The organism is Parahaliea mediterranea (assembly GCF_017255185.1).
In the GTDB taxonomy this organism is placed as follows: Bacteria; Pseudomonadota; Gammaproteobacteria; order Pseudomonadales; family Halieaceae; genus JAFKCZ01.
In genome coordinates this window covers 360,898-386,920 of sequence record NZ_JAFKCZ010000005.1, presented here as the reverse complement: position 1 = coordinate 386,920, position 26,023 = coordinate 360,898, and the positions used below count along the sequence as shown (strand labels likewise).

Sequence of the window (26,023 nt, the reverse complement as noted above, 5' to 3'; positions counted from 1 at the left end):
GATGCGCCAGCCAGCCAAAAACTAGTAGTCGTACACCCGATGAATAAGCTGCGTGCGGCTATTGACCCCCAGCTTGTCGTAGATCGCCCGCAGGTGGTTCTCCACGGTGCGAATACTGATGCCCAGCGCCGACGCCACCTGGGCGTTGCTCAGGCCGCTGGCCACCTGCTCCACCACGTCCTGCTCGCGCCGGGTGATGCCCACCTCTTGCCGTGGACGGGGCGGGAGTGCCGGCGGCTGGGCGCCATCGCGCCGCGCGTCGGGGACCACCAACACGAAGTGCGATTCCTCGCGGCCGCGCACGATGCGCAACTCCGCGCTCAGTTTGCCAGCCAGCTCGATCGGGGTGTGCACCTCCCCGCCGCGGGCCACGCGGCGCTCGAGGTCGCGGGCGGCGGCGCGCAGTTGCGCGAGCTGACGCGAACCCGCAGGCAGGTGGCGAAACAAGTCGCGCAGGCGCCGGCTGGCGCGCTGTACCCGCAGCCGCTGGTCGAGTACCGCGAACTCCACACCGGAATCGCTGCGATCCAGGGCCTGCACCAGCGCCGCCTGCTCGTTGATCGCGGTTTTCAGGCAGAGGTTTTGCAGCACCACGCGCAGCGGCCCGGAAATCGCCTCCAGCGCGGCGTTCTGCGGCTGGGTGAAGCGCGGACTCTGTTCGGAACGGTGCAGCCCCACGCAGAGCATCTTCGGGCCGTCGCAATCGATGGGCACCACCAGCCCCAGCACGTCGCCGAGATTGTTGGGGTGCAGGAAGTTGCGGAAGTAGTCGGTGCCGCGCAGCTGGGAGCGCTTTACCTGCCGGCTGAGGTGCAGCTTCATCGGCGCGTTGAACTGTTTCCAGCGCTGGGGACGCTCCATCATCGGCTTCAGCACCGGGTCCTCGGCGAAGAAGCCCGACATGTACTCGTCCAGTGTTTCCGGCCGCCGCCCGGTATAGCTGCTCTGGCAGATTGCCGGGCGCCCGTAGTCGTCGCAGTGAAATTGCAGGTAAACCGCGCTATCGGCGTTCAACAAGCGGGCGACGGGTCGCAGGATGCTGTCGGCGACAGCGGGCAGGCTCTCGCAATCGACAATGGAACGGATCGTAGCGGCCGTGGCGGCATTATGCACAGACATTGCGGGGGCACCTCCTGCTGCGTATGGGGTCATCTTATCGGTATGCAGCGGTCAGCCAAGATTAAGCCACGACGGGCGAGAGTACAAACCCCGCGCCCACGGAGGCTTCAAGTCATGGAGCGAACCGGGTCCTCTCCGTCCCAGCCGACGCTGGCGTGATGGATGGTGGTCCACAGAGTCTCGACCTCCGGCGTCATTTCCACCACCTCGATCATGCCCGCGAGGGCATCGTCGGTGTCGTAGTAGGCCGCGCGCGCGCCGACCGGCACCGAGCACTCCACCAGCCGCCGGTAGCCCTGTCCGCCCAGGCGCGCGCAGGTGCCGTCAAAATCCCTGGCCGCCACTGCGTAATGGTGGAATCCCCAGCCGCGCCGCTCGCGCGTCCGGCGATAGGGCGAGGGCTTGTCGTCCAGCGGCTGGATCAGCTCGAACTGCATGTGGCCCGAGTTCGCCAGCGCCAGGCCGATGCGGAAATCCGCGGGCTCGTCCATGTAGCGCAGTTCGCACAACTCGAATTCCTCGAAATGGAACCATGGCCCCACCCCCAGGCAGGCACTCATGTCGCGCATGGCTCGTTGCAGGTCGTCGGTGATGAAGGCCATTTGAATCACGCCTTCATCCGGCTGGCCAAAGTTCAGTACGGGCATTTCCTGGTTCCTTGTTCGCGGCGCGTGATGGCCGGGCGGATTTATATGGGCCGCCTAGGGTGCGGCGACAGGGGTAGCCAGGTGAATAGCGAAAACTACTCAGGGCCTGGGCTGCCGCCTAGGTATTTTCACTCTGTCGGGCCCGCGCGACCATCGCTACTCTGCCCGAGCATGCCGCCAGTGGGCGGCCCATCACCATCAGATTGGAGCGACAGCATGAATACCGCGGATACCTCGCAACCCAACCAGCTACAAGACCACAACCTGGCGGACGTGCCGGTGTACAAACACATCAAGAGCGCCTTTTTCAATCAAGAGGAACTCCCCTGGGCGCCCTGGGTCATGCCCGACACCTACTTCAAACTGCTGGCTATCAATACCCACTCCGGCGGCTTCACCATGATGCTGAAGGTGGGCCCCAACAATATCGCCCCGATTCACGGCCACGTCGGCGCCGTCGAGGGCTACATCCTCGAGGGCGGCTTTGCCTACGAGGATGACTGGGGGTTCAAGGACCACTACGTGTTCGAGCCCGCCGGGATCAATCACAAGCCGGTCACCGGGGACGAGGGTATGATGATGTTCGCGATCGCCCACGGCCCGCTGATGGGCTACAACGAAGACGGCAGCGTCGCCTTGGTGCTGGATGCGCGCAAGATGTACGACATGGCGGTTGAGCACAACGCAGCCGGGCATATCGACCTGCCGGACGAGTGGGACCAGTAAAGCCGGCGCCTACCCCCTTGAAAAAGCCTTGCGGGGCTTTTTCAACACCTTTTCAAGGGGCAGTTCATCACACAACAGGAGAGCACAGCATGAGCAACAGTGGACGACTGGCGGGCAAGCGCGCGCTGGTCACTGGCGCAGCTTCGGGACTGGGCCGGGCCATCGCCCGATCCTTCGTCCGCGAGGGCGCCGAGGTGATTATTACAGATATCAACGACAGCGCGGGACGGACCACGGCGGATGATATCGGAGCGCGGTTCATCGCCCAGGACGTCACCGACGAGGCACAGTGGGCGGACCTGTTCGCGACCATCGAAGCGGACAGTGGTCCGGTGAACATCCTGGTGAACAACGCAGGCTTTGCCGATGCAGGCCTCGGGACCCTGCTCGAAGATGTTGATCTCGAACACACGCGCAAAATCTTTAACGTCAACTTTGACGGCACACTGCTGGGTTGCAAATACGCCATCCGGCACATGCGCCAGGGCGGCGGCAGCATCATCAACATGTCCTCGATAGGCGGACTGTTGCCTGTTCCGTTTATCGCCGGCTACGGCGCGGCCAAGGCCGCGGTTCGCCACCTCACGCAGTCGGTCGCCCTGTACTGCGCGCAGCAGGGCTATCCCATACGCTGCAATTGCATTCACCCGGGACAAATCCGCACGCCGATGCACGACCGCCTGGTGGCCGCAACCGCGGCCCAGCATGGCATCACCCAAGAACAGGCAGAAGCGGGCTTTCTCACCCAGATCCCCACCGGGGAATTCGGCAGTGAAGAGGACGTGGCCAACGCCGCGCTCTACCTGGCCAGCGACGAAAGCCGCCACGTCACCGGTGATCGCATGCTGGTGGACGGCGGTATGCTGCTCAGTAACTAGCGTTTTCCTGGCGGGCGGTTTACCAACCACCCGCCAGGAGATGCCCTTCAGGAATGCCGGCCCGGCATCCCGGCGGTAGTGCCGCCATCCACGAGGAAGGTGCTACCTGTGATCATGGCGGAATCGTCACTGGCCAGGAACACCACCGACTTGGCGATATCTTCCGCAGTCGCCAGACGCCCCATGGGCACGTTCTCACGCATGGCGCCGAGCATGGTCTCTCGGTCGCCAACCTGTTCGGCTACCGGGTCGAGCATCTCGGTATCGACATAGGTGGGGTGAATGGCGTTGCAGCGGATGTCGTAGCCGAGGGCCGCACAGTTGAGCGCCACCGCCTTGCTCAGCATGGTGACACCGCCCTTGGTCGCGCAGTAGGCGGTAAGGTCCGGCGCCGCGAACACCCCGGCAATGGATGAAATCGCAATGATCGAGCCGGTGGTGGACTTGGCGGCGCGCATGGCGCGGATGCCGTGCTTGCAGGCCAGCATGGTGCCAGTCAGGTTGACCGCCACCACGCGCTCCCACTCCGCCATCTCGATATCCTCGGCGTTGCCGCTAACCCCGATGCCGGCGCAATTGACCAGGATGTCCAGGCGGCCAAAGCGCTCCTGTATCCGCGCCATAGCGCGCTCCCAGTCGGCTTCGCAACCGACGTCCATCACCACGCTGGCGCCGTGGTCACCCAGGCCCCTGGCGGTCGCCGCGGCGCCGTCCCCATTGAGATCGGCCACCATGACCCGGGCGCCTTCCGCGGCCAGCGCGATGCAACTCGCGCGGCCGATACCCGAAGCCCCGCCTGTCACCAGGGCCACTCGCTCTGTCAATTTCACTGTACTACCTCCTTTCGCCTGGATCGATGACACCGGCACTCAGAATTCATAGCGGGCCTCGACGCCAACCCAGCGGGCGACACCGAGACTCTGTTCGGTAAAGCCATTGCTGGCGATATCGAAGGCGTAGGTGTAGTACTCCTTGTCGAACAGGTTCCTGGCGAAGACCGACAGGTCGAAGCCGTGGCGCTCATTGATATAGCTGATACGCCCGTTGACGATGGTAAAGCCGGGAATATCGGTGTTGGGGGCGTTGGTCAGCTGGGAGTAGTAGCCGCTGTTGTAGTAGGCGTTGAGCTGCAACGAGATACGCCCGCTCTGGATCGGGAAATCCTGGGCCGCGCCAGCGCTCAAGGTAAAGTCCGGCGACTGCGGGGCCTCGCGATCGACCGATATGGGGTTGGCGGGATCGGCGCCGATGAGCACGTCCTCCACCTGGGTCTCCAGGAAGGCGGCACCCAGGGTCAAGGTGCTGTTGACGGTGGGACTGAAGGTAAACTCCGTGTCCAGGCCGCTGATCCGGGCATCGGTATTGTATAGGGTGAAGTTGATACCGCGCTGGTCGAAGGCCTGGTAGTCGCGGTAGTCGTAGTAGTAGGCGCTGATATTCCAGCGCGCGCGACGGTCCCAGAAGTCCAGTTTACTGCCCACTTCGTAGGCGTAGATGTCCTCGCCGTCAAAACGCAGGCCGTCGAAGGGCGCGTGCCCGGCAAACCCGGCGTTGTAGTTGAAGGCCTTGTAGCCCTTGTTGAAGCTGGCGTACAACAGCCAGTCCTCGCTGGCCGCGTAGTCCGCCTGCAGGCGGAAGGAATAGCCGCCCTCGTCGTGGGAGTCGCTCACCGGTCCGTTCGCCAGCACCTCCTCGATCAGGCTGCCCGGGGGCACGCCCAGCGGCGCGGCTCCGGGCACCTCAACACCGCCCGCCACCAGAAAGGGCTGGGCGTCGTAACCGTAGTCTTTCTCGTCGTAGGTCCAGCGCAGGCCCGCGGTGAGCATCCACTGGCTGTCGATATCGTACTCGGCCTGGCCAAACAGCGAGTAGGAGCGGGTGTCCACGCGCCACAAACCAGTTTGGCCGAGGTGCACCACCGAGGGATCGTAATCCGGCGGCGGATTGACCATCAGCGACTGGGAGTACTCGCCGTCGATGTCGAGGTAGTAGAGACCCGTGGTCCAGCGCCAGTCGCCGCTGTCCCCGACCACGCGCAATTCCTGGCTGACCGTGTCGCTGTCTCCGGTCTGGGCAAAGTCGATGAAGGGAAGGGGGCTCAGGTCGTTGTCTTCCAGGTAGCGCGACTCCACATGGTTGAAGTTGGTGATCGAAACCAGTGTCAACTCGCCCAATTGATAGGAGATATTCGCGGTGAAGTTGCTGGATTCGCGCTGCAGGTAACCCGGTTGGTCGTAAGCGCCGCTGTAGATATCGCCGTCGGCGTCAACATAGCCGGTGACGGTATTGGCGATGCCGGAGACATTCTCGCCAAGCCCGGTCACCGGATCGATGACCGCGCCCTGGGAATGGGCGGCGCCGACGTTGTCGACATCCATATCGTAGAAGTCGGCCGAGAGCAGGACGTCGAGGTTTTCCCCCGGCGTCAGGCGCAGGTGCAGGCGCCCGGCGAAGGTGTCGTCCTCGGGTTGATCGGGCCCAATTTCGTTCTCGATGAAGCCGTCCGCCTTGCTGCGATACAGCGCCAGTCGCGCCGACGCGGTATCGCTCAGGGGGCCACTGACCGCGGCCTCGGCAATCCGCGAGTTGTAGCTGCCCACGGAGAGGTTCACGTAACCCTCGAGCTGGTCCGCCGGCTTGCGGGTAATCAGGTGCAGCAACCCGCCGGTGGCATTGCGCCCGAACAGCGTGCCCTGGGGCCCGCGCAGTACTTCCACCCGTTCGATATCGAACAGTTTGATGGAATTGGTCGATATCGAGGACTGGTAGACCTCGTCCAGGTAGAGGGCATTGGGCGACTCGATATGTCCCGCGAAATCGTTCTGCGCCACCCCACGAATGGACACCAGGCCCACCAGGGGGGAGCCGCCGCCGTTCTGGAACATCAAGCCCGGCGTCACCATGGTGAGCAACTCGGTGTCGGTGATATTCATTTGCTTAAGGGCGTCCCCGGTGATCGCGGTGACGGAGATGCCGGTATCCTGGATATTCGCCTCCCGGCGGGTGGCGGTGACCACCACTTCCTCCAGCGCCACGGCGAGCGCGTCACTGACCATAAGACTTGCGGAGACAACAGCGCCGAGGGCGCGAAGCGGGCGTTTCACGATGACTGACCTCACGGTGATTGTTATTGGTTCGCAACACTGTGACGCGCTGCGACGCTAACGGACAATGTGCCAACCAGTCTAGGGATTCGGGCGCAAACCGGGATAGCGAGAACTACTCAATTTGCCGGGCATGCACTCCGGGCGGGTGTCCCACACCTGCTCCCAGGAGGGCGGGCAAGCCCCGATCTCCTCCTCGATGGTCAGGAGGGACATTCGCACCTTCACGCCCGAGGGCTTTCAGCCCACGTCGGAACCGCGGGCCCTGGAACCGGGCGAGATTCCGGACGTGGTGGCGCAGTTCGGGCCGGGGGGGGCCGCCGGGGCAGCAAAAGTGGGGAGACTGCGGCATCGCCGGCGACGCGGGCGCAAACCGTCAATTCGCCACGAACGTATCGCGGCGAAACGCCTACACGTAGGATCCGTCCAGATCCGGCGCATGGCGCGCAAGCCACTCGCCAAAGGGCGCCAGCTCCGCGTCGTCGTAGAAGTCCCGCAACTCGACGATCACACCGTCGCGCACCGTGGCCTCGGAGCGGCCGCGGAGTTCACCCGGGGGCGAGTCGTTCCTGGTGTAGGTAACCACCCACCGCAGCTTGAGCGTATCGCCCTCCACCTCCGGCGCCGCGGGCAGGTCGAGGCGGCGGCTGTCGAGGCGGCGATCGAAGCCGTCGATGGACTTTTTCAAGGCGCGGAGAATGTTATCCACGCCCTCGATGCGACAGGCCATGGGCCCGCCCACCACCTCGTAGATGGCGTCGGTGGCGAAATAGGGGCGCAGCCGCTCCCAGTCGTCATCCTCGTAGGTCGCTTCAAAAGCCGTGGCGTAGGCCAGGAATATCTCTTGTACCGAACTCATAGGCAGGTCCTCCCGCGATCGAAGTATAGACCAGGCGCGGGAGATCGCCCGAGCGGGTGACCACTACCCGCCCGCGGCCTTCAATTTTTCCTCGCCTGCCGCGGGGAAGGGTTCGACCCCGGCGGAGGCCGCCGGCGCCACACCCGCGGTCTCGTCACGGTATACGGCGAGGGCGTCGGCCACGCGCCGGAGCATACGGCGCAAATCCTCCGATGACTCGCGACTGCGCTCCACCAGTTCGGCATTCTGCTGGGTGGCGCTGTCCAGCTGCTCCATGGCGACCCCCACCTGGCCTACTCCCCGGGCCTGCTCCTCGCTCGCGCGGGTAATCTCATCCAGCAGGCTACTGACCTCGCGAATCCGCTGGACAAGGCCAGCCATGGTATCGCCGGCCTCGTCGGCCAGACTGGACCCCACCCGCACCCTCTCGACATTGGCGTCGACCAGCTCCCGAATCTGGCGCGCGGCATCGGCGCTACGTGCCGCCAGGCTCCGCACCTCGCCGGCAACCACCGCGAAACCGCGACCCTGCTCGCCAGCCCGCGCGGCCTCCACCGAGGCATTCAGGGCGAGGAGGTTGGTCTGGGCGGCAATGCTGTCGATCACCGCAACAATGTCGGAGATCCTGCCGGAACTGTCGGCGATCACCTGCATCGTGGCCACGACCCGCGCGACCGCCTCGCCGCCGTCCTCCATCGCCGCGCTGGCTGTTTTGGCCAGCGCGGCCGACTTGCTCGAGGCCTGCGTGTTTTGCGAGACCGTTGCCGTCAACTGCTCCACCGCCGCCGCGGTTTCGGCGACGCTGGCGGCGGACGCCTCGGTGCGCCGGGACAGCTCGCTGTTGCCCCGGGCAATCTCGCCGGACGCGCTACCCAGCCCCTCCACCTGGGCACCGACATCATCCACCAGTGCACGCAGGTTCAGGCCCGCCTGGTTGATACTGCGAAGAATCCTGCCGATCTCGTCAATGCGGTTCAGCTGCAGGTTGTCCGTGGCGCAACCGGAAGCCACGCGCTGGGCCTGCCGGGCAATCATCGCCAGGGGGCGCGCAATCTGCCATTCCAGCAGCCAGGCCACCAACAATGCGGCCGCGGCCGACGTACCGGTCACGATACCGGTGACCGAAGGCCCCAGGTTGAAAGCGGCCGCGACCACAAAGCTTGCCAGCGGCACCAACGCGACCGCCAGGCGAATGCGCCAGGCCACGCTCAGCAGTTGCGGCGACGACCACAGCCGACCCAGTATGCCGGTACGCACCAACAGCCCGTCGCGGAAAACCCGGTTGCCCATGGTTCCCTCGCGGAATCGGGCGTACAAACCCTCCGCGCGCCGGATGTCCTCCCTGGTCGGGCGCGTGCGCACGGACAGAAAGCCCCGGACCGCTCCCTCCCGAATCATTGGCGTGGCGTTGGCGCGGACCCAGTAGTGATCGCCGTTCTTGCGGCGATTTTTAACCAGCGCCGTCCAGGACTTGCCGGCCTTCAAGGTGCGCCACATGTCGGCGAAGGCTTGTGGCGGCATATCGGGATGGCGCACGACATTGTGCGGCTGGGCATCGAGCTCCTCCCGCGAGAAACCGCTGACGTCGATAAAGGCGGGATTGGCGTAGAGAATATGGCTTTGCAGGTCCGTGGTGGACAACAGGGTGAGACCGTCTTCGAACTCGTATTCTTTCTGGGTAACCGGCATGTTCCTACGCATGGCGGGACACTTCCTCTCAATTGATTATTTTTGTATCGGGATGGTTTCGATTCTCGCTTCTTTCGAGCGCGCCGCGGGCCCGCGCACGCCGTTGTGCAGCCATTGGGTAATCGCCGCGGCGGGCTGGGGCTTGCTCAGGAGATAACCCTGCCCCAGGTAGCATTGCTCACCGACCAGGAAGCCCAGTTGTTCGTCGTGTTCGATACCCTCGGCGACAACCGCCAGGCCAAGACTGTCGCAAAGGCGGATGATGGCGCGACAAATCGCACCCTGCTGTTCATCCTGGTGCGCATGCTTCAGGAAGGTGCGGTCCAACTTGATGATCTGCAGCGGGAAGCGGTTCAGGTAACCCAGCGAACTGTAACCGGTTCCAAAATCGTCGAGCGCCACCTGCACCCCCATGGCGACAAGCTCGCGTACAACAGGGAGCGCATTGTCGCTCTGATTAATCAACATGCTCTCGGTCAATTCCAGCACCAGTTTATCTGGCGCCAGGCCGGCCTCGACAATGATTTGCTGCAGGCGACGGGCAAAGTCCGGTTCGCGCAACTGGGGCACGGACAGATTTACACTGCCAATCAGGTGATGCCAGCCGTCCAGCTGCCAGCTGCGTACCTGGTGGCAAACCTGTTCGATGACCCAGTAACTGACCGGAATGATCTCACCCGACTCCTCGAGAACCGGAATAAACGCGCGCGGCGGAATGGAATCTCCGTTGTGACGCCAGCGCAACAGGGCCTCCACCGCCACCGGCGGTGCGTCCGGCCCCTGCCGAAGATCAAATACCGGTTGATAGACGATGCTGAATTCGTCCCTTTTCAATGCCTGAAGCGCAGCACTTTCAATATCAAGCCGCCAGCGCGAATGCTCTTGCATGACGCGGTTATATCGTTTGAACCGCGCCTTGCCGGCATCCTTGGCGCTGAACAATGCGAGATCGGCCGCCTGCAACATATTTTCCGGCGTCTGCCCCGGCTCCATTGCCGCCACGCCGATACTGGCGTTGACCACCAGGCTGCGATCGTTCAGAAACAGGGGCTCGCGCATGCACCGCAGCACCCGGCCCGCGACCTCCTCCGCATCCGATGGCTGTGCAAGGTCATCCAGGACCATGACGAATTCATCGCCGCCGAATCGCGCCACATGGTCGCCTGGACGCAAGCAGCGGCCGAGCCGGCTCGCCACCTGGACCAGGACTTCGTCGCCCAGCGCATGCCCCATGCTGTCGTTGATCAGCTTGAAACGATCGAGGTCAATGAACAGCAGTGCCGCGCGTCGCGCGCCGGGACGTTGCAGGCGGTGGGAGATATCCAGCAGGATGTCATTGAGTCGGGAGCGATTGATCAGCCCGGTCAGGGGGTCGTGCCCCGCGTCGCGCTCCAGTTGCTGCTGAATCTTGATGTAGTCACTGATGTCGGACTGAGAACCGGCGACCCGCTTATTGCCCTCGGTGTCGAGCTCCATAACTCCCCGGGCCAGCACCCAAAGATAGTCGCCACTCTGGTGCAAGATACGGTACTGGCAGCGAATCAGCTCGGTCCGGCCGCGGATGTGATCCACCACCGACTTTTTCAGCGCCAGCCGGTCTTCCGGGTGCACGCGCCTCAACCAGTCCCTGGCGCTGGTGCCCAGCTGTCCGCAGGACATGCCCAGCATCGCTTCCCAGCGCTCGGAAACATACATCGTGTCCGAGGCCAGGTCCCAATCCCACAGGCCGTCGTTGGCTCCGCGCATGGCATGGGCGTAGCGCGATTCGCTCTGGCGCAGCGCACGGTGCTTGGCCAGGACGTATGACTCGGCGGCTATGGTCATGTCGAAAAATACTTTTTTCAGCAGACTATTGTAGGTTTCAATATCTTCCGAGCCGAGCGAACCCCGCGAATGACCGCTCAACCGATTCAACATGTGGCAGAGATACAGTCGATAGGCGCCCAGGTACCACTTGAGCCGGACATCGACTTTTTCGTGAATCTGCCCAATGCGCGCGCGGTCACGCACATAGGTGGTATCGATCGTGTCGTTGATCAGGCGCGCGTAGTAGTCAGTCTGTAGTTTTCGTAAACGCGCCTCCACGCCACCCTTGTCCAGGATCGCGTTGGTATCGGGAAACTGGTGCAGGACTTCATACAGGCTGTTGACAAAATCGTGGTGGACATCTCCCATTGTGCCGCCAAGGGCGGTCAGGCGTTGCTGGTCCTCGGGCCCCCACTGCAGGAATCGCAGCCTTTCATCCACTTCCCTTTGCTCAAGACCCATTTGCTCAATAATTGAGTCGAGAAAGTCGGCTTTATCCATGTGCCTCGCTCCGAATAAAAAAAAACGCCACGGAGCTGCCATTTTTATGACAGTTCCGTGGCGCTTCGACTTTCAGACCCTTATGTTCTGACCGGCAAAGCCCTCAAACCCTTCCCGCTGGGCTAGAATTCCGAGGTATTGTTCAGTACATCAGTAAGGCGTTTTCGCAAACTCCCCAACTGTTTCGACTTAAAAGAGTGACGTGTTCTCTCAAGCACCCTAACAGCATCCATCAACGCGCCAGCGTATCGCCCGTCCCGGTTCAAACGCGTATCGCTAACCCAGCGACAGAGCGGCGCGTACTTGCAATCCGACGGCTCGCAAAGCAATTCATAGTCGACGCTGGTTTCTTCCAGCGCTCGCCTGATTTCGTCGATCTCCACTTGCGAGGCACAGCCCACCACAATTTTACGTTTTGGCGCCATTTCAGATATATACCAAATGGCTTTTCATAGTCAACATGTCGCCGATCTTATACTTTATTACAGCAGCTTGTGGAAAACAGGGACGACGATTGTGCCACAGCACAATGGCGACACCAAACAGACACTTGCTGATACTCATGACTTTTGCCGGCTTGTTCCGGTTTTGTGAGCCGGGTCATATTGCGTCCTTGCACGGACCGCCTCGCTGGGCGCACGGAGCAACTTATTGTACCCTTGCTGCTTTTTCGCAACCGAGGAATCCGCGCCATGATCCGCCCCCTTGTGTTATCGCTCTCTGCCGTGCTGGCCCTGTCCGCCCATGCCGACGACGCCCTTGATCGGGCCCAGGCAATATTGAAGAAACACCCGGTCATCGACGGCCACAACGATCTGCCCTGGGTGATTCGCGAGCAGGGCGGCCGCGACGTGGCGGGCTGGGACCTGCGGGGCGAGGTCCCGGGCGACACCGATATCGCGCGCCTGCGCGCCGGCGGCATCGGCGGCCAGTTCTGGTCCGTGTTCATCCCCGGCACCGCCGAGATGGGCGCCGAGGGCTTTGCCAAAACCCAGCTGGAACAACTGGATATCGCCAACCGCATGGTCGCCAGCTACCCCGACACCTTTGTCTACACCGGCACCGCCGACGAGGTGGAGGCGGCCATGGCCGCGGGCAAGATCGCCTCGCTCTACGGCATCGAGGGCGGGCACGCCATCGAGAACTCCCTCGGCGCCCTGCGCAGCTACTACGACATGGGCGTGCGCTACATGACCCTGACCCACTCACAGAGCGTCGACTGGGCCGACGCCGCGGGCCAGGACGAACACGGCGGGCTCACCGATTTCGGCCGTGAGGTGGTGCGGGAGATGAACCGCCTGGGCATGCTGGTGGACCTGTCCCACGTGTCACCGGCGGTGATGAACGACACCCTCGACATCGCCGAGGCGCCGGTGATCTTCTCCCACTCCAACGCCCATGCGATCACCCCCCACGTGCGCAACGTCCCCGACACGGTGTTAAAGCGGCTGCGTGAGAACGGCGGCGTGGTGATGCTGTCCTTTGTGAACGACTTCAACACCCCGGACTTCGCCGAGTGGGAGGCGGGCTTCAAGGCCTACCGCGGCGACCTGGAGTGGGGCGAGCCGGGTTACGACGAGTCACTGGAGGCCTACCGCACGGAGCATCCGGTGCCCAAGGCGACGGTGGCCGACGTTGCCGACCACGTCGAGCATATCGCCACCGTGGCCGGCAAGAGCCACGTGGGCATCGGCGCCGACCTGTTCGGCGATCCCATCTGGATGGTGCCCGAGCTCGACTCGGCGGAGGACTACCCCAAGCTGTTTGCCGAACTCCTGCGCCGCGGCTGGAGCGAATCGGAGCTCGCGGGCCTGGCCAACGGCAATGTGCTGCGCGCCCTGCGCACCGCGGAGCAGGTGGCCGCGCGGCTGCAGGGTGAGCGCGAACCGTCTCTCGCCAGACCCTGAGCCCCCGGGCCGGGCAATCGCAGCCCGGCCCCCTCCCCGACCCGCGCGGTCGACGATCCCGGCCCACGACGGAAAAACCGCCAACCACGCCTCTATACTGGTGATATGGCCGATAAAACCGCTATCACCAGTGAGCTTCAGATCCAGCGCGACCGCCGCCTGGCCAGGTGCATCCTGGCCGGCGACGACAGGGCCCTGCGGGAGTTTATCGACAACTACTTCCCCCGGCTCTACCGCTACGCCAACCTGCGACTGGCCAATCCGGCCGATGTCGAGGACATCGTCCAGCTGACCCTGGCACAGGCCGCGCGCCGGCTGGAGACCTATCGCGGCGAATCAACCCTGCTGACCTGGATGATCCATATCTGCCGCCACGAAATCGCGCGGCAGCTGAAGCACCGGGCGCGCGGCGAGGATGTCACGCTGCCCTTCCTGAACGATGACCTGCTGCGCTCCATCGTGGAGTCGATGGAATCGGACGGCCAGCTCTCGCCCGAGCAGGACAGCTCCCGTGTCGAACTCATTCACCTGATCCAGTTCGCGCTGGATCAGCTGCCCGAACGCTACGCGCTGGCCCTGGAACTCAAATACGTGGAGGGCTTCAATTCACAAGAGATCGCCGATCGCCTGTCGATCAGCGACGAGGCCACCCAGTCGCTCCTGGCCCGCGCCAGGCGCGCATTTCGCGAGGTGTGTGGCGAAGCGCTGCGCACCGCACTGTGAGGGACGTCATGCATCGCGACGACGAGAAGGACGAAAGGGACGTGGCGCGGCTGTTGCGGGCGGCTGGGCGTCGACCGGAGATGCCCGGAGCCATGAAAGCCCGCCTGGAAAGCCACTTCCGCCGCGAGCTGGCCGACGCGATCGCGCGGCGCAGGCTGCGCCGGCGTCGCCTGCTGATCGGCGCGGCGGCATCGCTGGCGGCCGGGGTGTTCGCAGTGGCCCTGCTGCTCACGCCCCCCTCCCCGCAACCCTCCATGGTCGCCAGACTCACCTACCTGGCCGGCACCGTGACCATCGACGGACGGGTCGCTGACGGCACCTCCGATCTGCGGCCCGGCGTGCAAATACACGTCGGCCGCGCCGCCGCGCTGGCCATTGATTTGGGGGGCTACGATGTGCGCCTGCGCGAGAACAGCCGCGCCCGGTTGTTGTCGCGCGGCATCGGCCTTGACAGTGGTGTTCTCTTTGCGGGAAGTGACCGCGCCCCTGGCCGCCTGCCCGGTCTCGAGGTTCGTACCCCACACGGCCGGGTCAGCGACATCGGCACCCAGTTCATCGTGGCAACAAACGCCAGCGAAACACGGGCCACCGTCCGCCGGGGAGCGCTGCGCATCGACCGCGACGGTGACCATATCGAGGTGGCCTCGGAAGGTGGCAGAGCCCGCTACGCCGCGTTCGACAAGGCCGGCAACGTGGAAGTGAACAGCGCCCCCGCCCGGGGCGAGGGATGGGACTGGATTCACCGCGCCGCGGCCCCCTTTGTCCTGGAAGGCGCCAGCGCCTTCGACTTTCTCGCCTGGGTCGCCAGGGAAAGCGGCCTGGCCCTGCGCTTTGCCTCTTCCGCCGCGGAAATCAACGCCCGTACCACCACCCTCCACGGCGATCTGGGGGAAATCGAGCCATTGGCGGCGCTCACCCCGGTACTGCTATCCACCGAATTATCAGCACAGGTTTCTAGCGGGGGCGAGCTCCGGGTCTCGCTCAAGGCATCCCGCTAAAACGACAACGTGACACCCACAGAGGGCACGGTACCGAGCACGTACTCCCTGTCGGGCAGCAATGCATAGCCGCCCTCCACCTCCTCGATATCAAAATCAATACCCGCCGCATTCCCACGGTCCGAGATATTGGCGATATCGGCGTATACCTCGAGCCGATAGCGACCCCAGACCCAGTGCTTGCGCACACTGGCATCCAGGGAAAAATACCGCGGCAGCTCCGTGTTGTTCAGCACCGCCGGCACCGCAATCACAGTGCCCTCGGGAACGAAACCCGGCAACGTGGTGCTGTGCCAGCCGGAGTGCCAGGTCAGGGCCAGCGCCGCGCTGAAGGTATCACCCCGCCACGCGATGCCCGCATTGACCGTGTGCCGCTGGGACCAGCGCCGATCCACCCACTCGCCCTCCAGGCGATCCCGCGCGTCCATGTAGCTGTAGCGCAGCGCGGCGCTGACGGCGCCCGCAATGCGCCAGCGCGCGTCGACGTCCACACCGCGGACCAGGGCCTTGTCCGGCCGCAGCGCCACCCGGTCCGGCTCCATCTCCGGCAGCAGTACAAAGGGATTGAAGATGTTCTCAAAGCGCTCTTTCTGCTCGCGATAGCGCTTGTAGTACAGCTCCACGCCCAGGTGGATGCGATCCCCCTCCCACTCCAGGGCGGTCACCAGCTGGTCGGCATACTGCGGCGGAAAGAACCGCGTCACCCCATCGAGCACCTGCAATTCCTGCACGCCCTCGGGCTGGTAAAAGCGGCCCGCGCTAACGCGCCCCAACAGGCTGTCGCTAAAGGACCAAGTCAGCCCGATCCGGGGCGACACCTGGTGCTTCGCTCCGGTATCGATGTAATAATCCTGGTAGTCCCAGCGCAGGCTCGGTTGCAGGCTCAGGCGCGGGTTGGGTGCCCATTCCGCCTGGACATAGGCACCACCTGACCAGCCCGAGGGATTCTCCTCAATGCGCCGGACGACCTCTTGCGGATTGCCCAGGATGAGCGCCAGTTCACCCCGGTCAATGAAACTGCGATGCCGGTATTCACTGCTGCTGTATTCCGCCTGCCAGCCGTACTCCAGCAGGGCGCTGTCCATCACAGCCGACCAGTCGTTGCGCAGCGCAAAGCGCTGAACCGACTGCCGATGATCCAGGGCGCCGCCCTTGCCGGGATCCTCCTCGTCCATTTCAAAACTGCTCAGCTGCTTTTCGCGCTCGAAATCCAGCCACGACACGGTGAGTCGGGTGTACAGGGTGGGCTGCAGGGCCCAGTCGAGCGCTCCCCAACCGTAATGGGTAGTGACCTGCGCGGAGGATCGCTCCTCCTCGTCGCGGAACAGCACGTCGTCCTCGGCGTAGGCCAGGCCTGCCGATGCGCTGATGGCATTGCTCATGGCCACGGTCACACGGGTGGCGACATCCGCGTACTCCGGCTCCCCGGAACGCGACTGAATATAGTCGGTGAGATCGCTCAAGTCCCCCTGGCGGAGCGACAGCAACCAGTTGCCGGGGCGCTGCTCGCCAAACCGGCCCCGCGTATGAAGGAAATTGGCGAATGACGACACCCCGATATCGGTATCGTAGCCGTCGCTCACCCACTCGTTACGGATGTCCATGACACCGCTCATGCGATTGCCGTAGCGCGAGGGAAAACCGCCGGTATAGACATCCAGCGACTCAATGGTGTGATCATCGAAGCTGCTGTAGGCGCTGTGGTAATCGGCCAGGTGAAAGGGCTCCAGCAGCTCGACCCCGTCCTGCATGATCAGCAGTTCGTCGTGCAGGCCGCCGCGTATACGCGGTTTGGCGGACACACCGATCGTCGACATGCCCGGAAGACGCGACGCCGCGCGAATCGCGTCCGAGGCGATATTGGGCCCGACGGTTAATTCCTCGGGCCCCAGGGAATACACGCTACTGGCTCGCCCCGGACGCGAAAGCCGGTGCACACTGCCGGTGACAATCACCGTTTCGAGTGGCAGCTCCGCGGTCGATAGGGGGGCGGCCCCCGCCGGAGAAACAGCCCCAGCGGGCACCGCGACCACGGTCAGAATATCGCCGATTTGCCGGTAGCCGAGACCGAGCCCGGCAAGGGCGACACGCAAGGCTGCCAGGTCCACCACCTCCGGCACACTCACCCGCTGATTGCCGTGCACCAGGCGGTCGCTGTAGATAATACGGTAGCCCTGGCTTTGCAGCTCGACGATGAGCTGCGCAAGCGTGACCTCGCGCTCCTGCGCGAACCCGGGTATCGCGGCCAGCAAGCAACCGGCCGCCAGCAAGCCGCGGATCGTCATACCTGCAAATCTAGGCGCCCCGGCGTGGTACGTCAAAACACCGCGTTCGATAAGGCCCCGCCTGGCGACAGATATTTCCAGCAGTCCCCCTCTAATTCAGGACAGAGGATGTGTGCGATCGACGCAGCACGCGCATCTCCATTAACCGGGATAAAGAGGAGCAAAGACCATGACGCCCACAACACGAATGACGGTGCTACCCATGGTAATTGGCGTCGCCGCCGGCCTGTCAGCGCTCAATGCCAGCGCGGTGGAGCCCTGCGGCGATTTTGGCGAATGCAAGGTGCTGATTGAAACCAACTCCACCGATGGTGACGTGGGTTTTCACTTTCTGGTCGACGGCGACGACCTGCGCAGCCTGGTAATGCGTGCCCCCAACAATGGCCGCTGGCTGTTCAGCTACCAGGTCTATGGCCCGTTGCGGGATCAGCGCCTGACCGAAGTTTTTGCCGAAAGCTCCGAACCCCTGTGTTGGTTTGATCCCGAGGAGGAGCCGGACGAGGTGGTCACCCTGGCGGACTTTCTCGAACGCTGGGAGTTCGGCGAGTACCGTTTTCTCGGATTTACCCACCGCTATCACCGTGTGCAAGGCGCAACGGTGCTAAGCCCGCTGTTGCCGGCCGCCCCCCTCGATGTGGAACTCGACATCGAGGTCGACGACGAGGACATGGGCGAGGAACCCGAGCTGGACTACACGGTCCACTGGGCCATGGCCGAACCCGGGGAGGGCCACCTGGGCCGCTGCAGCGGTATCGACGACGGGGGCGAAATTTTCGACAACGGCCTCTACAATGCCTTCCAGGCCATGAACGGTGACATTTTCACGATGGTCGAGCAGCCCGACAGCTGGGAAATCGTACTGGAACCCGACTTCAACGACGATCCCGAAGAGGCCTCGGCGGAGGAGATCGGCCTGGCGATGATCTACAACAGCCATGTTTTCTCCACGCGGATCGCCGGTAATAGCGAAGAGCTGGCGGTGGAAATCCCGGACGAGTACATCGCTGCCCTGCCGCCGAACACACCCGTGAAGGTCGAGGTGGGCGCCATCGCGGGGGACGATAACGCCACCTTTACCGAGGCCGCCGACTTCTGCGCCAACCCCGATGACGACGCCGACTCTTACTGCGAGGAAGAAGACGAGGACGAAGACGAAGACGAAGACGAAGACGAAGACGAAGACGAAGACAACGAGGATTAATCGTCGCCGCCCCCGCCCATAGCCAGGCAGCGGCCCCTATCAAGCCACTTGCGGCGCGGGCAGGGCCCTGGCGCCCTGCTCCGCGTCGCGCTCGCCGTGCCCCGCCAGCTTGCGCAGGGCCACATAGAACACCGGGGTCAGCAACAGCCCGAACACGGTCACCCCGATCATGCCGGTGAACACGGTCACACCCATGGCGTTGCGCACTTCGCTGCCGGCGCCACTGGCGGTGAGCAGCGGCACCACGCCGGCGATAAAGGCCACCGAGGTCATGACGATGGGCCGCAGCCGCAGGCGGCTGGCTTCCAGGGCGGCCGATACCGGACTGTGCCCGGCCTGTTCCAGCTCGAGGGCGAACTCCACGATCAGGATCGCGTTCTTGCAGGCCAGGCCCATCAACACCACCAGCCCCACCTGCACAAAGACGTTGTTGTCACCGCCGGTGAGCCACACGCCGAACAGGGCCGCCAGCAGGCACATGGGCACGATGAGGATCACCGCCAGCGGCAACACCCAACTCTCGTAGAGGGCGGCCAGCACCAGGAACACCAGCAGCAGGGCCAGCGGAAACACGATCAAGGCCGCGCCGCCCTGGCTGATCTGCTGGAAACTGAGGTCGGTCCAGGCAATGTCCATGCCCGGCGGCAGGCTGGCACCGGCCACCTTCGCCACACGGGCCAGAGCCTCGCTGGAGGACAGCAGCGCCGGATCGGACTGGCCGATCAAATCCGCCGCGGGGTAGCCGTTGTAGCGGATCACCGGGTCCGGGCCATAGCTGCGCTGGAGCTCCACCATAGTGCTGATGGGCACCATCTCGCCGCGGGCGTTGCGGGTAAACAGATGGTCGATGTCGCGGGTTTCGTCGCGGAAACTCGCATCCGCCTGGGCCATCACCCGGTAGGTGCGGCCGAAGAGGTTGAAATCGTTGATGTACAACGAGCCGAAGTACAGTTGCAGGGTGCCGAACAGGTCGTCGAGACGCACGCCCTGGGACTTGGCCTGCAGGCGATCCACCACCGCGTCCAGTTGCGGCACGTTGGCCTGGTAGGAGCTGATCGGCCGGTCGAGACCCGATTCCCGCGCCAGCGCGTCCGCCAGTCCGTTGGCGGCGTTCTGCAACTGGCCGTAGCCGAGGCCGTTGCGGTCCTGCACGTACAGTGAATACCCGGAGCCGGCGCCCAGACCGAAGATCGGCGGCGGCATCAGGGTGATGGCAAAACCCTCCTTGATAGCCATCAATTTGTCGTTGAGTTCGGCGGAGATCTCCCGGGCGCTCCGGTCGCGCTCGCCAAAATCATCGAACAGTATGAACACCGTGCCCACATTGGGGGTATTGGTGCGCTGCAGGGCATTGAAGCCGACGAAGGCCGCGGCGTTGGCCACTCCTTCGGTGGCCAGCGCCAGTTCGGTCACCTCCCTCGCCACCGCCTCGGTGCGATCCAGGGAGGCACCCTCCGGCAGGCGGATGCTGCCGATCAGGTAGGTCTTGTCCTGCACCGGGATGAAACCGCCGGGCACCTGCTTGAACAACACCGCGGTAAGGCCCAACAGCAGGAGGTAGACCGCGAACACGGCACCGCGGCGCCCCAGGCTCCAGTTTACGAAGCGCTGGTAGCGCCCGGCATTGCGCATAAAGAAGCGATTGAAGGGCCGGAACAGCCAACCGAACAACCGCTCGATGACCCGCGCCGGCAGGTCCGGCGCGGCGCCGTGGGGCTTGAGCAGCGCGGCGGCCAGGGCCGGCGACAGGGTCAGCGAATTGATCGCGGAGATGACCGTGGCGATGGCAATGGCGGTGGCGAACTGCCGGTAGAACTGCCCGGTCACGCCGTCGAGGAAGACCATGGGCACGAACACCGCGCACAGCACCAGGCTGATGGCGACAATCGGCCCGCTCACCTCGCGCATGGCCTGGTGGGCCGCCGCCAGGGGGGCGAGCCCCTCCTCGATATTGCGCTCCACGTTCTCCACCACCACGATGGCGTCGTCGACCACGATGCCGATGGCGAGCACCATGCCAAACAGGGTCAGTGTGTTGATGGAGTAGCCCAGCAACTGCAATACCGCAAAGGTGCCGACAATGGACACCGGCACCGCCAGCAGTGGAATCAGCGAGGCGCGCCAGGTCTGCAGGAACAGGATGACCACCAGCACCACCAGCAGTACCGCCTCCAGCAGGGTCTGGATCACCGCCTTGATAGAAGTGCTGACGAACACCGTGGGGTCGTAGGCCACCTCCCACGCCAGGCCCTCGGGAAAGGTGTCGTCCAGTTCCGCCATGCGCTCGCGCACTGCGCGCGACACGTCCAGGGCGTTGGAGCCCGGCGACTGGAAGATGGGCACCGCCACCGCCTGGCGCCCGTTCAGCAGCGCGCGCAGGGCGTCCTGGGAGGACTCGAGTTCCACCCGCGCCACGTCGCGCAGGCGGGTGATCTCGCCGCCGCTGCCGGTTTTGAGCACGATATTGCCGAACTCCTCGGCGCTTTCCAGGCGCCCGCGGGCATTGATGGAGATCAGGAAGTCGGATCCCTCGGGCATGGGCGACGCGCCGATCTGCCCGGCGGACACCTGCACGTTCTGCTCGCGCACCGCGGTGGCGATATCGCCGGCGGTGATACCCAGGGCCGCGGCCCTTTGCGGGTCCACCCACAGGCGCATGGCGTAGTCGCCGGAGCCGAACAGTCCGGCCTCCCCCACCCCCGGCAGGCGTGCCAGCTGGTCGCGAATGTGCAGCACGCCATAGTTGCGGATATAGGTGGCGTCGAGGCTGTTGTCGGGTGACAGCAGGTGCACCACCATCATCAGGTTGGGGGAGCGCTTTTGCGTGGTCACGCCCTGGCGCCGCACGTCCTCCGGCAGGCGCGGCAGGGCCTGCGACACGCGGTTCTGCACCTGCACCTGGGCGCGGTCGGGATCGGTGCCCAGATCGAAGGTCACGATCAGCGACAGGGTGCCGTCGCTGCCGGCCACCGACTTCATGTAGATCATGTCCTCCACCCCGTTGATCGCCTCTTCAAGGGGCGTGGCCACGGTCTCGGCAATGGTCTTGGGGTTGGCCCCGGGGTAGCGCGCGGTCACCTCCACGCTGGGCGGCACCACCTCCGGGTACTCGCTGACCGGCAGCACCGGGATGCTGATCAGGCCGACCACGAAAATAATAATCGACAGCACCGAGGCGAAGATCGGCCGGTCGACGAAGAAGCGGGAGACATTCACGGTGGATCCCCTAGAAACTGAAGTTTTGCGCCGAGGCCAGTTGGCTGCCCGGCACCTCGGGCACCATGCCCACCAGTTGCGGCAGCACCTCGACACCGGAGCCGGGCACGCGCTGCAAACCGTTGACGATCACCCGCTCGCCGCGCGACAGGCCCTCGCGAATCACCACCAGGCCCTCGAGTTCGCGCCCCGGCTCCACGTCGCGACGCTGCACCCGGCCCTCGCCATCCACCACGTAGACATAGCGGCGGTCCTGGTCGGTCAGCACCGCCTTGCGGTCCACCAGCAGGGCCTCGCGCACCCGCTCGGTGGGCATTTCCACCCGCGCGAACTGGCCGGCGCGGAACAGGCCGCGGCCGTTGTCCACCACCGCGCGGAACTGGATGGTGCCCGACTGGCTGTTGAGGCGGTTGTCCACGAAATCCAGGCGTCCCCGGTGCGGCAGTCCGTCCTCCCCGGCGAGGCCAATGCGCACCTCGGGCCGCTGCGCGAGGTCGAGCAGGTCGCCGCTGTGCAGCAGGGTCTGCTGGTCGCTCTCGAAATACACGTACATCGGGTCCACCGACACCAGGGTGGTGAGCAGCGTCTGATCCGCGCCCGCCAGGTTGCCGCGGGTAACCAGGGCCCGGCCCACGCGGCCGGTAATGGGGGCCTTGACCTGGGTGTATTGCAGGTCCAGCCGGGCGCTGGCCAGGGCCGCTTCCGCGGCGCGCACCGCGGCGGCCGCGGCGGCGCGGGCGGCGTCGCGCTGTTCGTGTTGCTCCCGGGAAATGGCCTTGCCGTCGAGCAACTGCCGCGCCCGCCGCGCCTCGCTGGTGGCCAGCTTCAACTGGCTGCGCGCCCGGGCCAGTTCCGCGCGGGCGGCCTGTTCCCGCGCCGCGTAGGGCCGCGGGTCAATCTCGAACAGCACCTCGCCCTGTTGCACCAGTTCACCCTCGGCGAAAGCCACGCGGTCGATATAGCCGCTGACCCGGGCGCGCAGGTCCACGGTTTCCGGCGCGGCCACGCGGCCGGTAAAGCTGTCCCAGAGCACCGCCGGCTCCACCAGCACTTCCGCCACGTCCACCGCCGGCGGCGACGCGACCTGCGCGCTGTCGCCGCGCACATTGCAGCCCCCCAGCACCGCGGCAGTCGCGGTCGCCGCGACCAGCGCGCGCCAGCGGCGCCGCGCCTGGTAGCGCCGAAAATAGTCTCCAATCCTCACCTTACTCCTCCCTGTGCAGGCCTGGCGCCCGCCACCTGTAAGTTGTCGGCGGACCCGCATGGCCCACCGCGACAATGCAGCAAATGATAGGGATCGGGCACGCGATGGCGGTAGCGCGTTTCTGGCCCTTGATTGCACAATTCTCCGAAAGAGGCCGGAAGCACGATTTCTGGAATATTCCAAAAACACCAGAGAACAGCTTTATTACACTAATATTTAATGGTTTTTTGGCATAACCTTATTCCAACCTGATTGCCAACGGCTTGCCGAATTGTCCATTCCTGCACAGTGCTTGCCCAATCCTGCAAAACTTGCCCGCCCCACCGGCGAGGAGACCGAGCGGGGCGTATACTGCCTGCAACCACTCGCGCAGCCCCGGAGGCCCGCACCGATGCCCAGCACCCCCACGCCCCTGAACCAGGAACAGGCCAACCTGGAAATCCTGCGCATGCAGCTGGCGCAGCGCATGCTGCGCTGGGTCCCCGACGCCGGACCGCTGGACTCCAGCCTGGAAGGCGTCACCCTGATCCGCAGCGACAGTCGCAGCCAGTGCATGTCCTCGGTCTACGAGCCGTCACTGGCCTTCATGGTGCAGGGCAGCAAGAGCGTGCAACTGGGCGACAGGGAAATCCGCTACGGACCGCTGTCCTACCTGGTGACCTCGGTCCACCTGCCGGTCCTCGGCCAGATCATCGAGGCCTCGCCCGAGCAGCCCTATCTGGGCATCAAACTGAAGATCGATCCGCGGGAGGTGACCGAGCTGCTGCTGGGCATGGGCGACCAGGCGCCGGAATCGGGCAAGGTACCCGAGTGCCCCAACAGCGCCTGCGGCATGTGCCAGACACAAATGGACGGGGACATGCTGCAGGCGGTGTCGCGGCTGGTGGGGCTACTGGATACGCCCGAGCATATCCCGGTGCTGGCGCCCCTGGCGCGGCGGGAGATTCTCTACCGCGCCCTGCTCGGCGAGCTGGGGCCGCGCATGCGCCGCTTTGCGGTCAGCGACGGTCAGGCCAGCCGCGTATCCCGGGTCATCGCGACGCTCCAGGACCGCTACGCGGAGCCCCTGCGCATCAGCGACCTGGCGGACGAGGCCAATATGAGCGAGTCCTCGCTGTTCCACAGCTTCAAGCAGATCACCCGCATGACCCCGCTGCAGTTCCAGAAGAAACTGCGCCTGCACGAAGCGCGGCGATTGATGGTCAGCGAGGGGCTGGAGGCGGCCTCCGCCAGCTACCGGGTGGGCTATGAAAGCCCCTCCCACTTCAGCCGCGAATACAGCCGCCTGTTCGGCGCGCCACCGCGGGCGGACGTGAGCCGCCTGCGCGGGGAGCAGCAGGGGGTGCCCGCCTGACAGCGAAGTCATCGTCTTCCCTGGCGCAGCCGGCGCGCGGCAATAGGACAGCGAAGCCAAAAGGATCAAAGGTGTACTTGATCGAGGCGTAAACAGCCCCGCCAAACATGGACTGTTTCCAACAACAGCCCAATTAAGGGACGAACTCATTTTACACTTCGCCATATGCACTGCCGCGGCCAGCACCAACCGGCCGAGCGCGGATGCACGGCAATGGACAAGGGGAATGGGATGGACGACCTGGAAAGGCTGGTGGCAATCGAGGAAATCAAGCAGCTCTCGGCACGGCGCGTGCGCTACATGGACCTCAAGCAATGGGACCGGTACGGCAGTGTCCATACCGAGGACGCGGTCTCCGAAGCCTACGGCAACGCGTCGCCCGGGCGACAAGGCGGGGCGCGCGGCGAAGGCAACAAAGTCGTCGGGCCGACGGCACTGACCGCGGCGATTCGCGACCTGATGGACGGCCCGGCGCCCATCACCTCCTGCCACCACTTGCACCAGCCCGAGATTGAATTCACCTCCGACACTAGCGCCACCGCCATCTGGCCCATGGAGGATCACCTGTGGTGGCAGAACGGCGAGACCCGGGAGTACCTCCACGGTTACGGCCACTACCATGAACAATACCGCAAGGTCGACGGCACGTGGCTGATCTGCTATCGCACGCTCACCCGGCTGACGCTCGACATGTCGCCCAACTTTCCCGATCGACCCGGGAACTAGTGGGCACTCGTCGCAAACGGCTCGAATACCGGCTGATGTATCAGCGGTGCGACTGGCCTGAGGACAGTAGCAAGCACGGGGCGGGCACCCTCGCCAGAAGGATTGAACCCTGATTCCGGTAACGTCGGCCCCAAACCGGCGTGCCAGGCACGCCTTGCTATGAATTGCTGCCCCTTCGTGTTTCCGCCGCAGCGGGCGCACACTCCATCAGCCAGTACACCCCGGCATCGACTGTGCGGAAAAAGCCCTTGCGCAGGTAAAGACGAAGCGCTGGGCTGGACTTTTCCACATAAATGCGCACGGGCAGTCCGGCACTGCGCGCCTCGGCGAGCACACTGTCCAAAACATGCCCGCCCAGGCCGGCATTGCGGTGGGATTCCGCCACAAGAATGTCAACGATACGCAACTCGTCGCGGCACCGGTCGAGGTACAGCCGCCCCGCCACGACGCCCTCCGCTTCAATGACCTGGAAAGCCGCGAGGGGGAAGCGCTCCCGGTAGTATTGATGCTGGGCCTCGAACTGCATCTCCAGGAATCTGTCGCGCTGCTCATTGCTCCAGTCGACTTGCTGCAACTCCTGCCAACGCGCCTCCCTATACATCGCGAGTAGCGCCTCGGTGTCGCTCTCGGTGATCGGACGCAAACAGTAACGGGGAGACCTACCGCCACTTGCGGAAAATGGCGCGCTCATACGCGGGCCGGATAAACGCGGAACAGCGAGTTAGCGAAGCCCAGGCAGAACGCGGGATGAATCGGCGTTGCGCAGGCCCCCAAGAGATTTCCAGCGGCGCAGGCCCCACGGCAGGCATGACTTAGCATAACAGACGCGCCCTCCCTGGTACTCGCGTACAAGTTTTAACAGCGAAGAATAATAACCCGCGCGGAATGTAATTGCAGCAACCCGAAAACTTGCCGTTCTCGACTGCCAGACCCAGAAGACAACAACACTCACGACCTCAACGATTACACGGCAAAAGGCACCCATGCCCGGCTGAAGTTGCGGCGACGGCTTACGCTATCCATAGCCGCGCCGCCACAGCGGGGCATTCTAGTGTGAGGCCAACAGGGGATAATAGTCCC

19 protein-coding genes are annotated in these 26,023 nt (G+C 64.3%); 8 read left to right on the top strand and 11 right to left on the bottom strand.

Features of this window, described 5'->3' with window-relative positions:
* Positions 1-21 precede the first annotated feature (21 nt).
* Both JYP50_RS08500 and JYP50_RS08495 read right to left on the bottom strand, forming a co-directional pair.
* Positions 22-1,119 carry a helix-turn-helix transcriptional regulator gene (locus JYP50_RS08500; RefSeq protein WP_206560066.1) on the bottom strand — a complete coding sequence of 366 codons (1,098 nt, stop codon included), beginning with the start codon at positions 1,117-1,119 and terminating at the stop codon, positions 22-24.
* 107 nt (positions 1,120-1,226) lie between these two features.
* The gene (locus tag JYP50_RS08495) at positions 1,227-1,766 is read right to left on the bottom strand and encodes a VOC family protein (protein WP_206560065.1); all 540 of its coding nucleotides are present in this window, start codon (positions 1,764-1,766) and stop codon (positions 1,227-1,229) included.
* 216 nt (positions 1,767-1,982) lie between these two features.
* On the opposite strand from JYP50_RS08495, the gene JYP50_RS08490 reads away from it, so the two are divergent.
* Positions 1,983-2,492, top strand: coding sequence for a 2,4'-dihydroxyacetophenone dioxygenase family protein (locus tag JYP50_RS08490; protein WP_206560064.1), 510 nt, complete (start codon positions 1,983-1,985; stop codon positions 2,490-2,492).
* Between the two features lie 89 nt (positions 2,493-2,581).
* The gene (locus JYP50_RS08485) at positions 2,582-3,370 is read left to right on the top strand and encodes a glucose 1-dehydrogenase (RefSeq protein ID WP_206560063.1); all 789 of its coding nucleotides are present in this window, start codon (positions 2,582-2,584) and stop codon (positions 3,368-3,370) included.
* Between the two features lie 47 nt (positions 3,371-3,417).
* Here the strand turns inward: JYP50_RS08485 and JYP50_RS08480 are convergent, their stop codons facing one another.
* The 5 genes from JYP50_RS08480 to JYP50_RS08460 all read right to left on the bottom strand — a co-directional run bounded on the left by JYP50_RS08480 (position 3,418) and on the right by JYP50_RS08460 (position 11,329).
* On the bottom strand, positions 3,418-4,200 hold the full coding sequence (locus JYP50_RS08480) for a glucose 1-dehydrogenase (protein WP_206560062.1): 783 nt from the start codon (positions 4,198-4,200) through the stop codon (positions 3,418-3,420).
* 39 nt (positions 4,201-4,239) lie between these two features.
* Positions 4,240-6,474 (bottom strand): TonB-dependent receptor domain-containing protein, encoded by a 2,235-nt coding sequence (locus JYP50_RS08475; protein ID WP_206560061.1) that lies wholly within the window; start codon positions 6,472-6,474, stop codon positions 4,240-4,242.
* Positions 6,475-6,883: 409 nt separating this feature from the next.
* A complete protein-coding gene (locus JYP50_RS08470) occupies positions 6,884-7,333 on the bottom strand; it encodes a nuclear transport factor 2 family protein (RefSeq protein ID WP_206560060.1) in 450 nt (149 codons plus the stop codon).
* Between the two features lie 63 nt (positions 7,334-7,396).
* Positions 7,397-9,034 carry a methyl-accepting chemotaxis protein gene (locus tag JYP50_RS08465; RefSeq protein WP_206560059.1) on the bottom strand — a complete coding sequence of 546 codons (1,638 nt, stop codon included), beginning with the start codon at positions 9,032-9,034 and terminating at the stop codon, positions 7,397-7,399.
* Between the two features lie 24 nt (positions 9,035-9,058).
* Complete coding sequence (locus tag JYP50_RS08460; RefSeq protein WP_206560058.1) at positions 9,059-11,329, bottom strand: EAL domain-containing protein; 2,271 nt, start codon at positions 11,327-11,329, stop codon at positions 9,059-9,061.
* A 692-nt stretch (positions 11,330-12,021) separates the two neighbouring features.
* Here JYP50_RS08460 and JYP50_RS08455 point away from each other — a divergent pair.
* From JYP50_RS08455 to JYP50_RS08445, 3 genes are all read left to right on the top strand, one after another.
* Positions 12,022-13,236 carry a dipeptidase gene (locus tag JYP50_RS08455; RefSeq protein ID WP_206560057.1) on the top strand — a complete coding sequence of 405 codons (1,215 nt, stop codon included), beginning with the start codon at positions 12,022-12,024 and terminating at the stop codon, positions 13,234-13,236.
* Between the two features lie 105 nt (positions 13,237-13,341).
* Entirely contained in the window at positions 13,342-13,959 is a 618-nt protein-coding gene (locus JYP50_RS08450) for an RNA polymerase sigma factor (protein ID WP_206560056.1), read from the top strand.
* A gap of 8 nt (positions 13,960-13,967) precedes the next feature.
* Complete coding sequence (locus tag JYP50_RS08445; protein ID WP_206560055.1) at positions 13,968-14,957, top strand: FecR domain-containing protein; 990 nt, start codon at positions 13,968-13,970, stop codon at positions 14,955-14,957.
* On the opposite strand, the gene JYP50_RS08440 is transcribed toward JYP50_RS08445, so the two are convergent.
* Positions 14,954-17,242, bottom strand: a complete 2,289-nt coding sequence (locus tag JYP50_RS08440; RefSeq protein ID WP_206560054.1) for a TonB-dependent receptor domain-containing protein — start codon at positions 17,240-17,242, stop codon at positions 14,954-14,956. The two genes, JYP50_RS08445 and JYP50_RS08440, sit on opposite strands and share 4 nt — an antisense overlap.
* Before the next feature lie 169 nt (positions 17,243-17,411).
* Here JYP50_RS08440 and JYP50_RS08435 point away from each other — a divergent pair, with 169 nt between their 5' ends.
* On the top strand, positions 17,412-18,443 hold the full coding sequence (locus JYP50_RS08435) for a hypothetical protein (RefSeq protein WP_206560053.1): 1,032 nt from the start codon (positions 17,412-17,414) through the stop codon (positions 18,441-18,443).
* 39 nt (positions 18,444-18,482) lie between these two features.
* Here the strand turns inward: JYP50_RS08435 and JYP50_RS08430 are convergent, their stop codons facing one another.
* Both JYP50_RS08430 and JYP50_RS08425 read right to left on the bottom strand, forming a co-directional pair.
* Complete coding sequence (locus JYP50_RS08430; RefSeq protein ID WP_206560052.1) at positions 18,483-21,659, bottom strand: multidrug efflux RND transporter permease subunit; 3,177 nt, start codon at positions 21,657-21,659, stop codon at positions 18,483-18,485.
* A 10-nt stretch (positions 21,660-21,669) separates the two neighbouring features.
* Positions 21,670-22,863 (bottom strand): efflux RND transporter periplasmic adaptor subunit, encoded by a 1,194-nt coding sequence (locus tag JYP50_RS08425; protein ID WP_347136747.1) that lies wholly within the window; start codon positions 22,861-22,863, stop codon positions 21,670-21,672.
* A 391-nt stretch (positions 22,864-23,254) separates the two neighbouring features.
* Here JYP50_RS08425 and JYP50_RS08420 point away from each other — a divergent pair, with 391 nt between their 5' ends.
* Together JYP50_RS08420 and JYP50_RS08415 are read left to right on the top strand one after the other, a co-directional pair.
* Positions 23,255-24,217 (top strand): AraC family transcriptional regulator, encoded by a 963-nt coding sequence (locus JYP50_RS08420; RefSeq protein ID WP_206560050.1) that lies wholly within the window; start codon positions 23,255-23,257, stop codon positions 24,215-24,217.
* Positions 24,218-24,430: 213 nt separating this feature from the next.
* Positions 24,431-24,943, top strand: coding sequence for a nuclear transport factor 2 family protein (locus JYP50_RS08415; protein WP_206560049.1), 513 nt, complete (start codon positions 24,431-24,433; stop codon positions 24,941-24,943).
* 157 nt (positions 24,944-25,100) lie between these two features.
* On the opposite strand, the gene JYP50_RS08410 is transcribed toward JYP50_RS08415, so the two are convergent.
* Complete coding sequence (locus JYP50_RS08410; protein ID WP_206560048.1) at positions 25,101-25,544, bottom strand: GNAT family N-acetyltransferase; 444 nt, start codon at positions 25,542-25,544, stop codon at positions 25,101-25,103.
* Positions 25,545-26,023: the final 479 nt, after the last annotated feature.

What these genes read in the sequence shown, in the direction of transcription:
- JYP50_RS08500 (WP_206560066.1), bottom strand. Translation starts at nt 1,119, where the DNA reads ATGTCTGTGCATAATGCCGCCACGGCCGCTACGATCCGTTCCATTGTC.
- JYP50_RS08495 (WP_206560065.1), bottom strand. Translation starts at nt 1,766, where the DNA reads ATGCCCGTACTGAACTTTGGCCAGCCGGATGAAGGCGTGATTCAAATG.
- JYP50_RS08490 (WP_206560064.1), top strand. Translation starts at nt 1,983, where the DNA reads ATGAATACCGCGGATACCTCGCAACCCAACCAGCTACAAGACCACAAC.
- JYP50_RS08485 (WP_206560063.1), top strand. Translation starts at nt 2,582, where the DNA reads ATGAGCAACAGTGGACGACTGGCGGGCAAGCGCGCGCTGGTCACTGGC.
- JYP50_RS08470 (WP_206560060.1), bottom strand. Translation starts at nt 7,333, where the DNA reads ATGAGTTCGGTACAAGAGATATTCCTGGCCTACGCCACGGCTTTTGAA.
- JYP50_RS08465 (WP_206560059.1), bottom strand. Translation starts at nt 9,034, where the DNA reads ATGCGTAGGAACATGCCGGTTACCCAGAAAGAATACGAGTTCGAAGAC.
- JYP50_RS08460 (WP_206560058.1), bottom strand. Translation starts at nt 11,329, where the DNA reads ATGGATAAAGCCGACTTTCTCGACTCAATTATTGAGCAAATGGGTCTT.
- JYP50_RS08455 (WP_206560057.1), top strand. Translation starts at nt 12,022, where the DNA reads ATGATCCGCCCCCTTGTGTTATCGCTCTCTGCCGTGCTGGCCCTGTCC.
- JYP50_RS08450 (WP_206560056.1), top strand. Translation starts at nt 13,342, where the DNA reads ATGGCCGATAAAACCGCTATCACCAGTGAGCTTCAGATCCAGCGCGAC.
- JYP50_RS08445 (WP_206560055.1), top strand. Translation starts at nt 13,968, where the DNA reads ATGCATCGCGACGACGAGAAGGACGAAAGGGACGTGGCGCGGCTGTTG.
- JYP50_RS08440 (WP_206560054.1), bottom strand. Translation starts at nt 17,242, where the DNA reads ATGACGATCCGCGGCTTGCTGGCGGCCGGTTGCTTGCTGGCCGCGATA.
- JYP50_RS08435 (WP_206560053.1), top strand. Translation starts at nt 17,412, where the DNA reads ATGACGCCCACAACACGAATGACGGTGCTACCCATGGTAATTGGCGTC.
- JYP50_RS08420 (WP_206560050.1), top strand. Translation starts at nt 23,255, where the DNA reads ATGCCCAGCACCCCCACGCCCCTGAACCAGGAACAGGCCAACCTGGAA.
- JYP50_RS08415 (WP_206560049.1), top strand. Translation starts at nt 24,431, where the DNA reads ATGGACAAGGGGAATGGGATGGACGACCTGGAAAGGCTGGTGGCAATC.
- JYP50_RS08410 (WP_206560048.1), bottom strand. Translation starts at nt 25,544, where the DNA reads ATGTATAGGGAGGCGCGTTGGCAGGAGTTGCAGCAAGTCGACTGGAGC.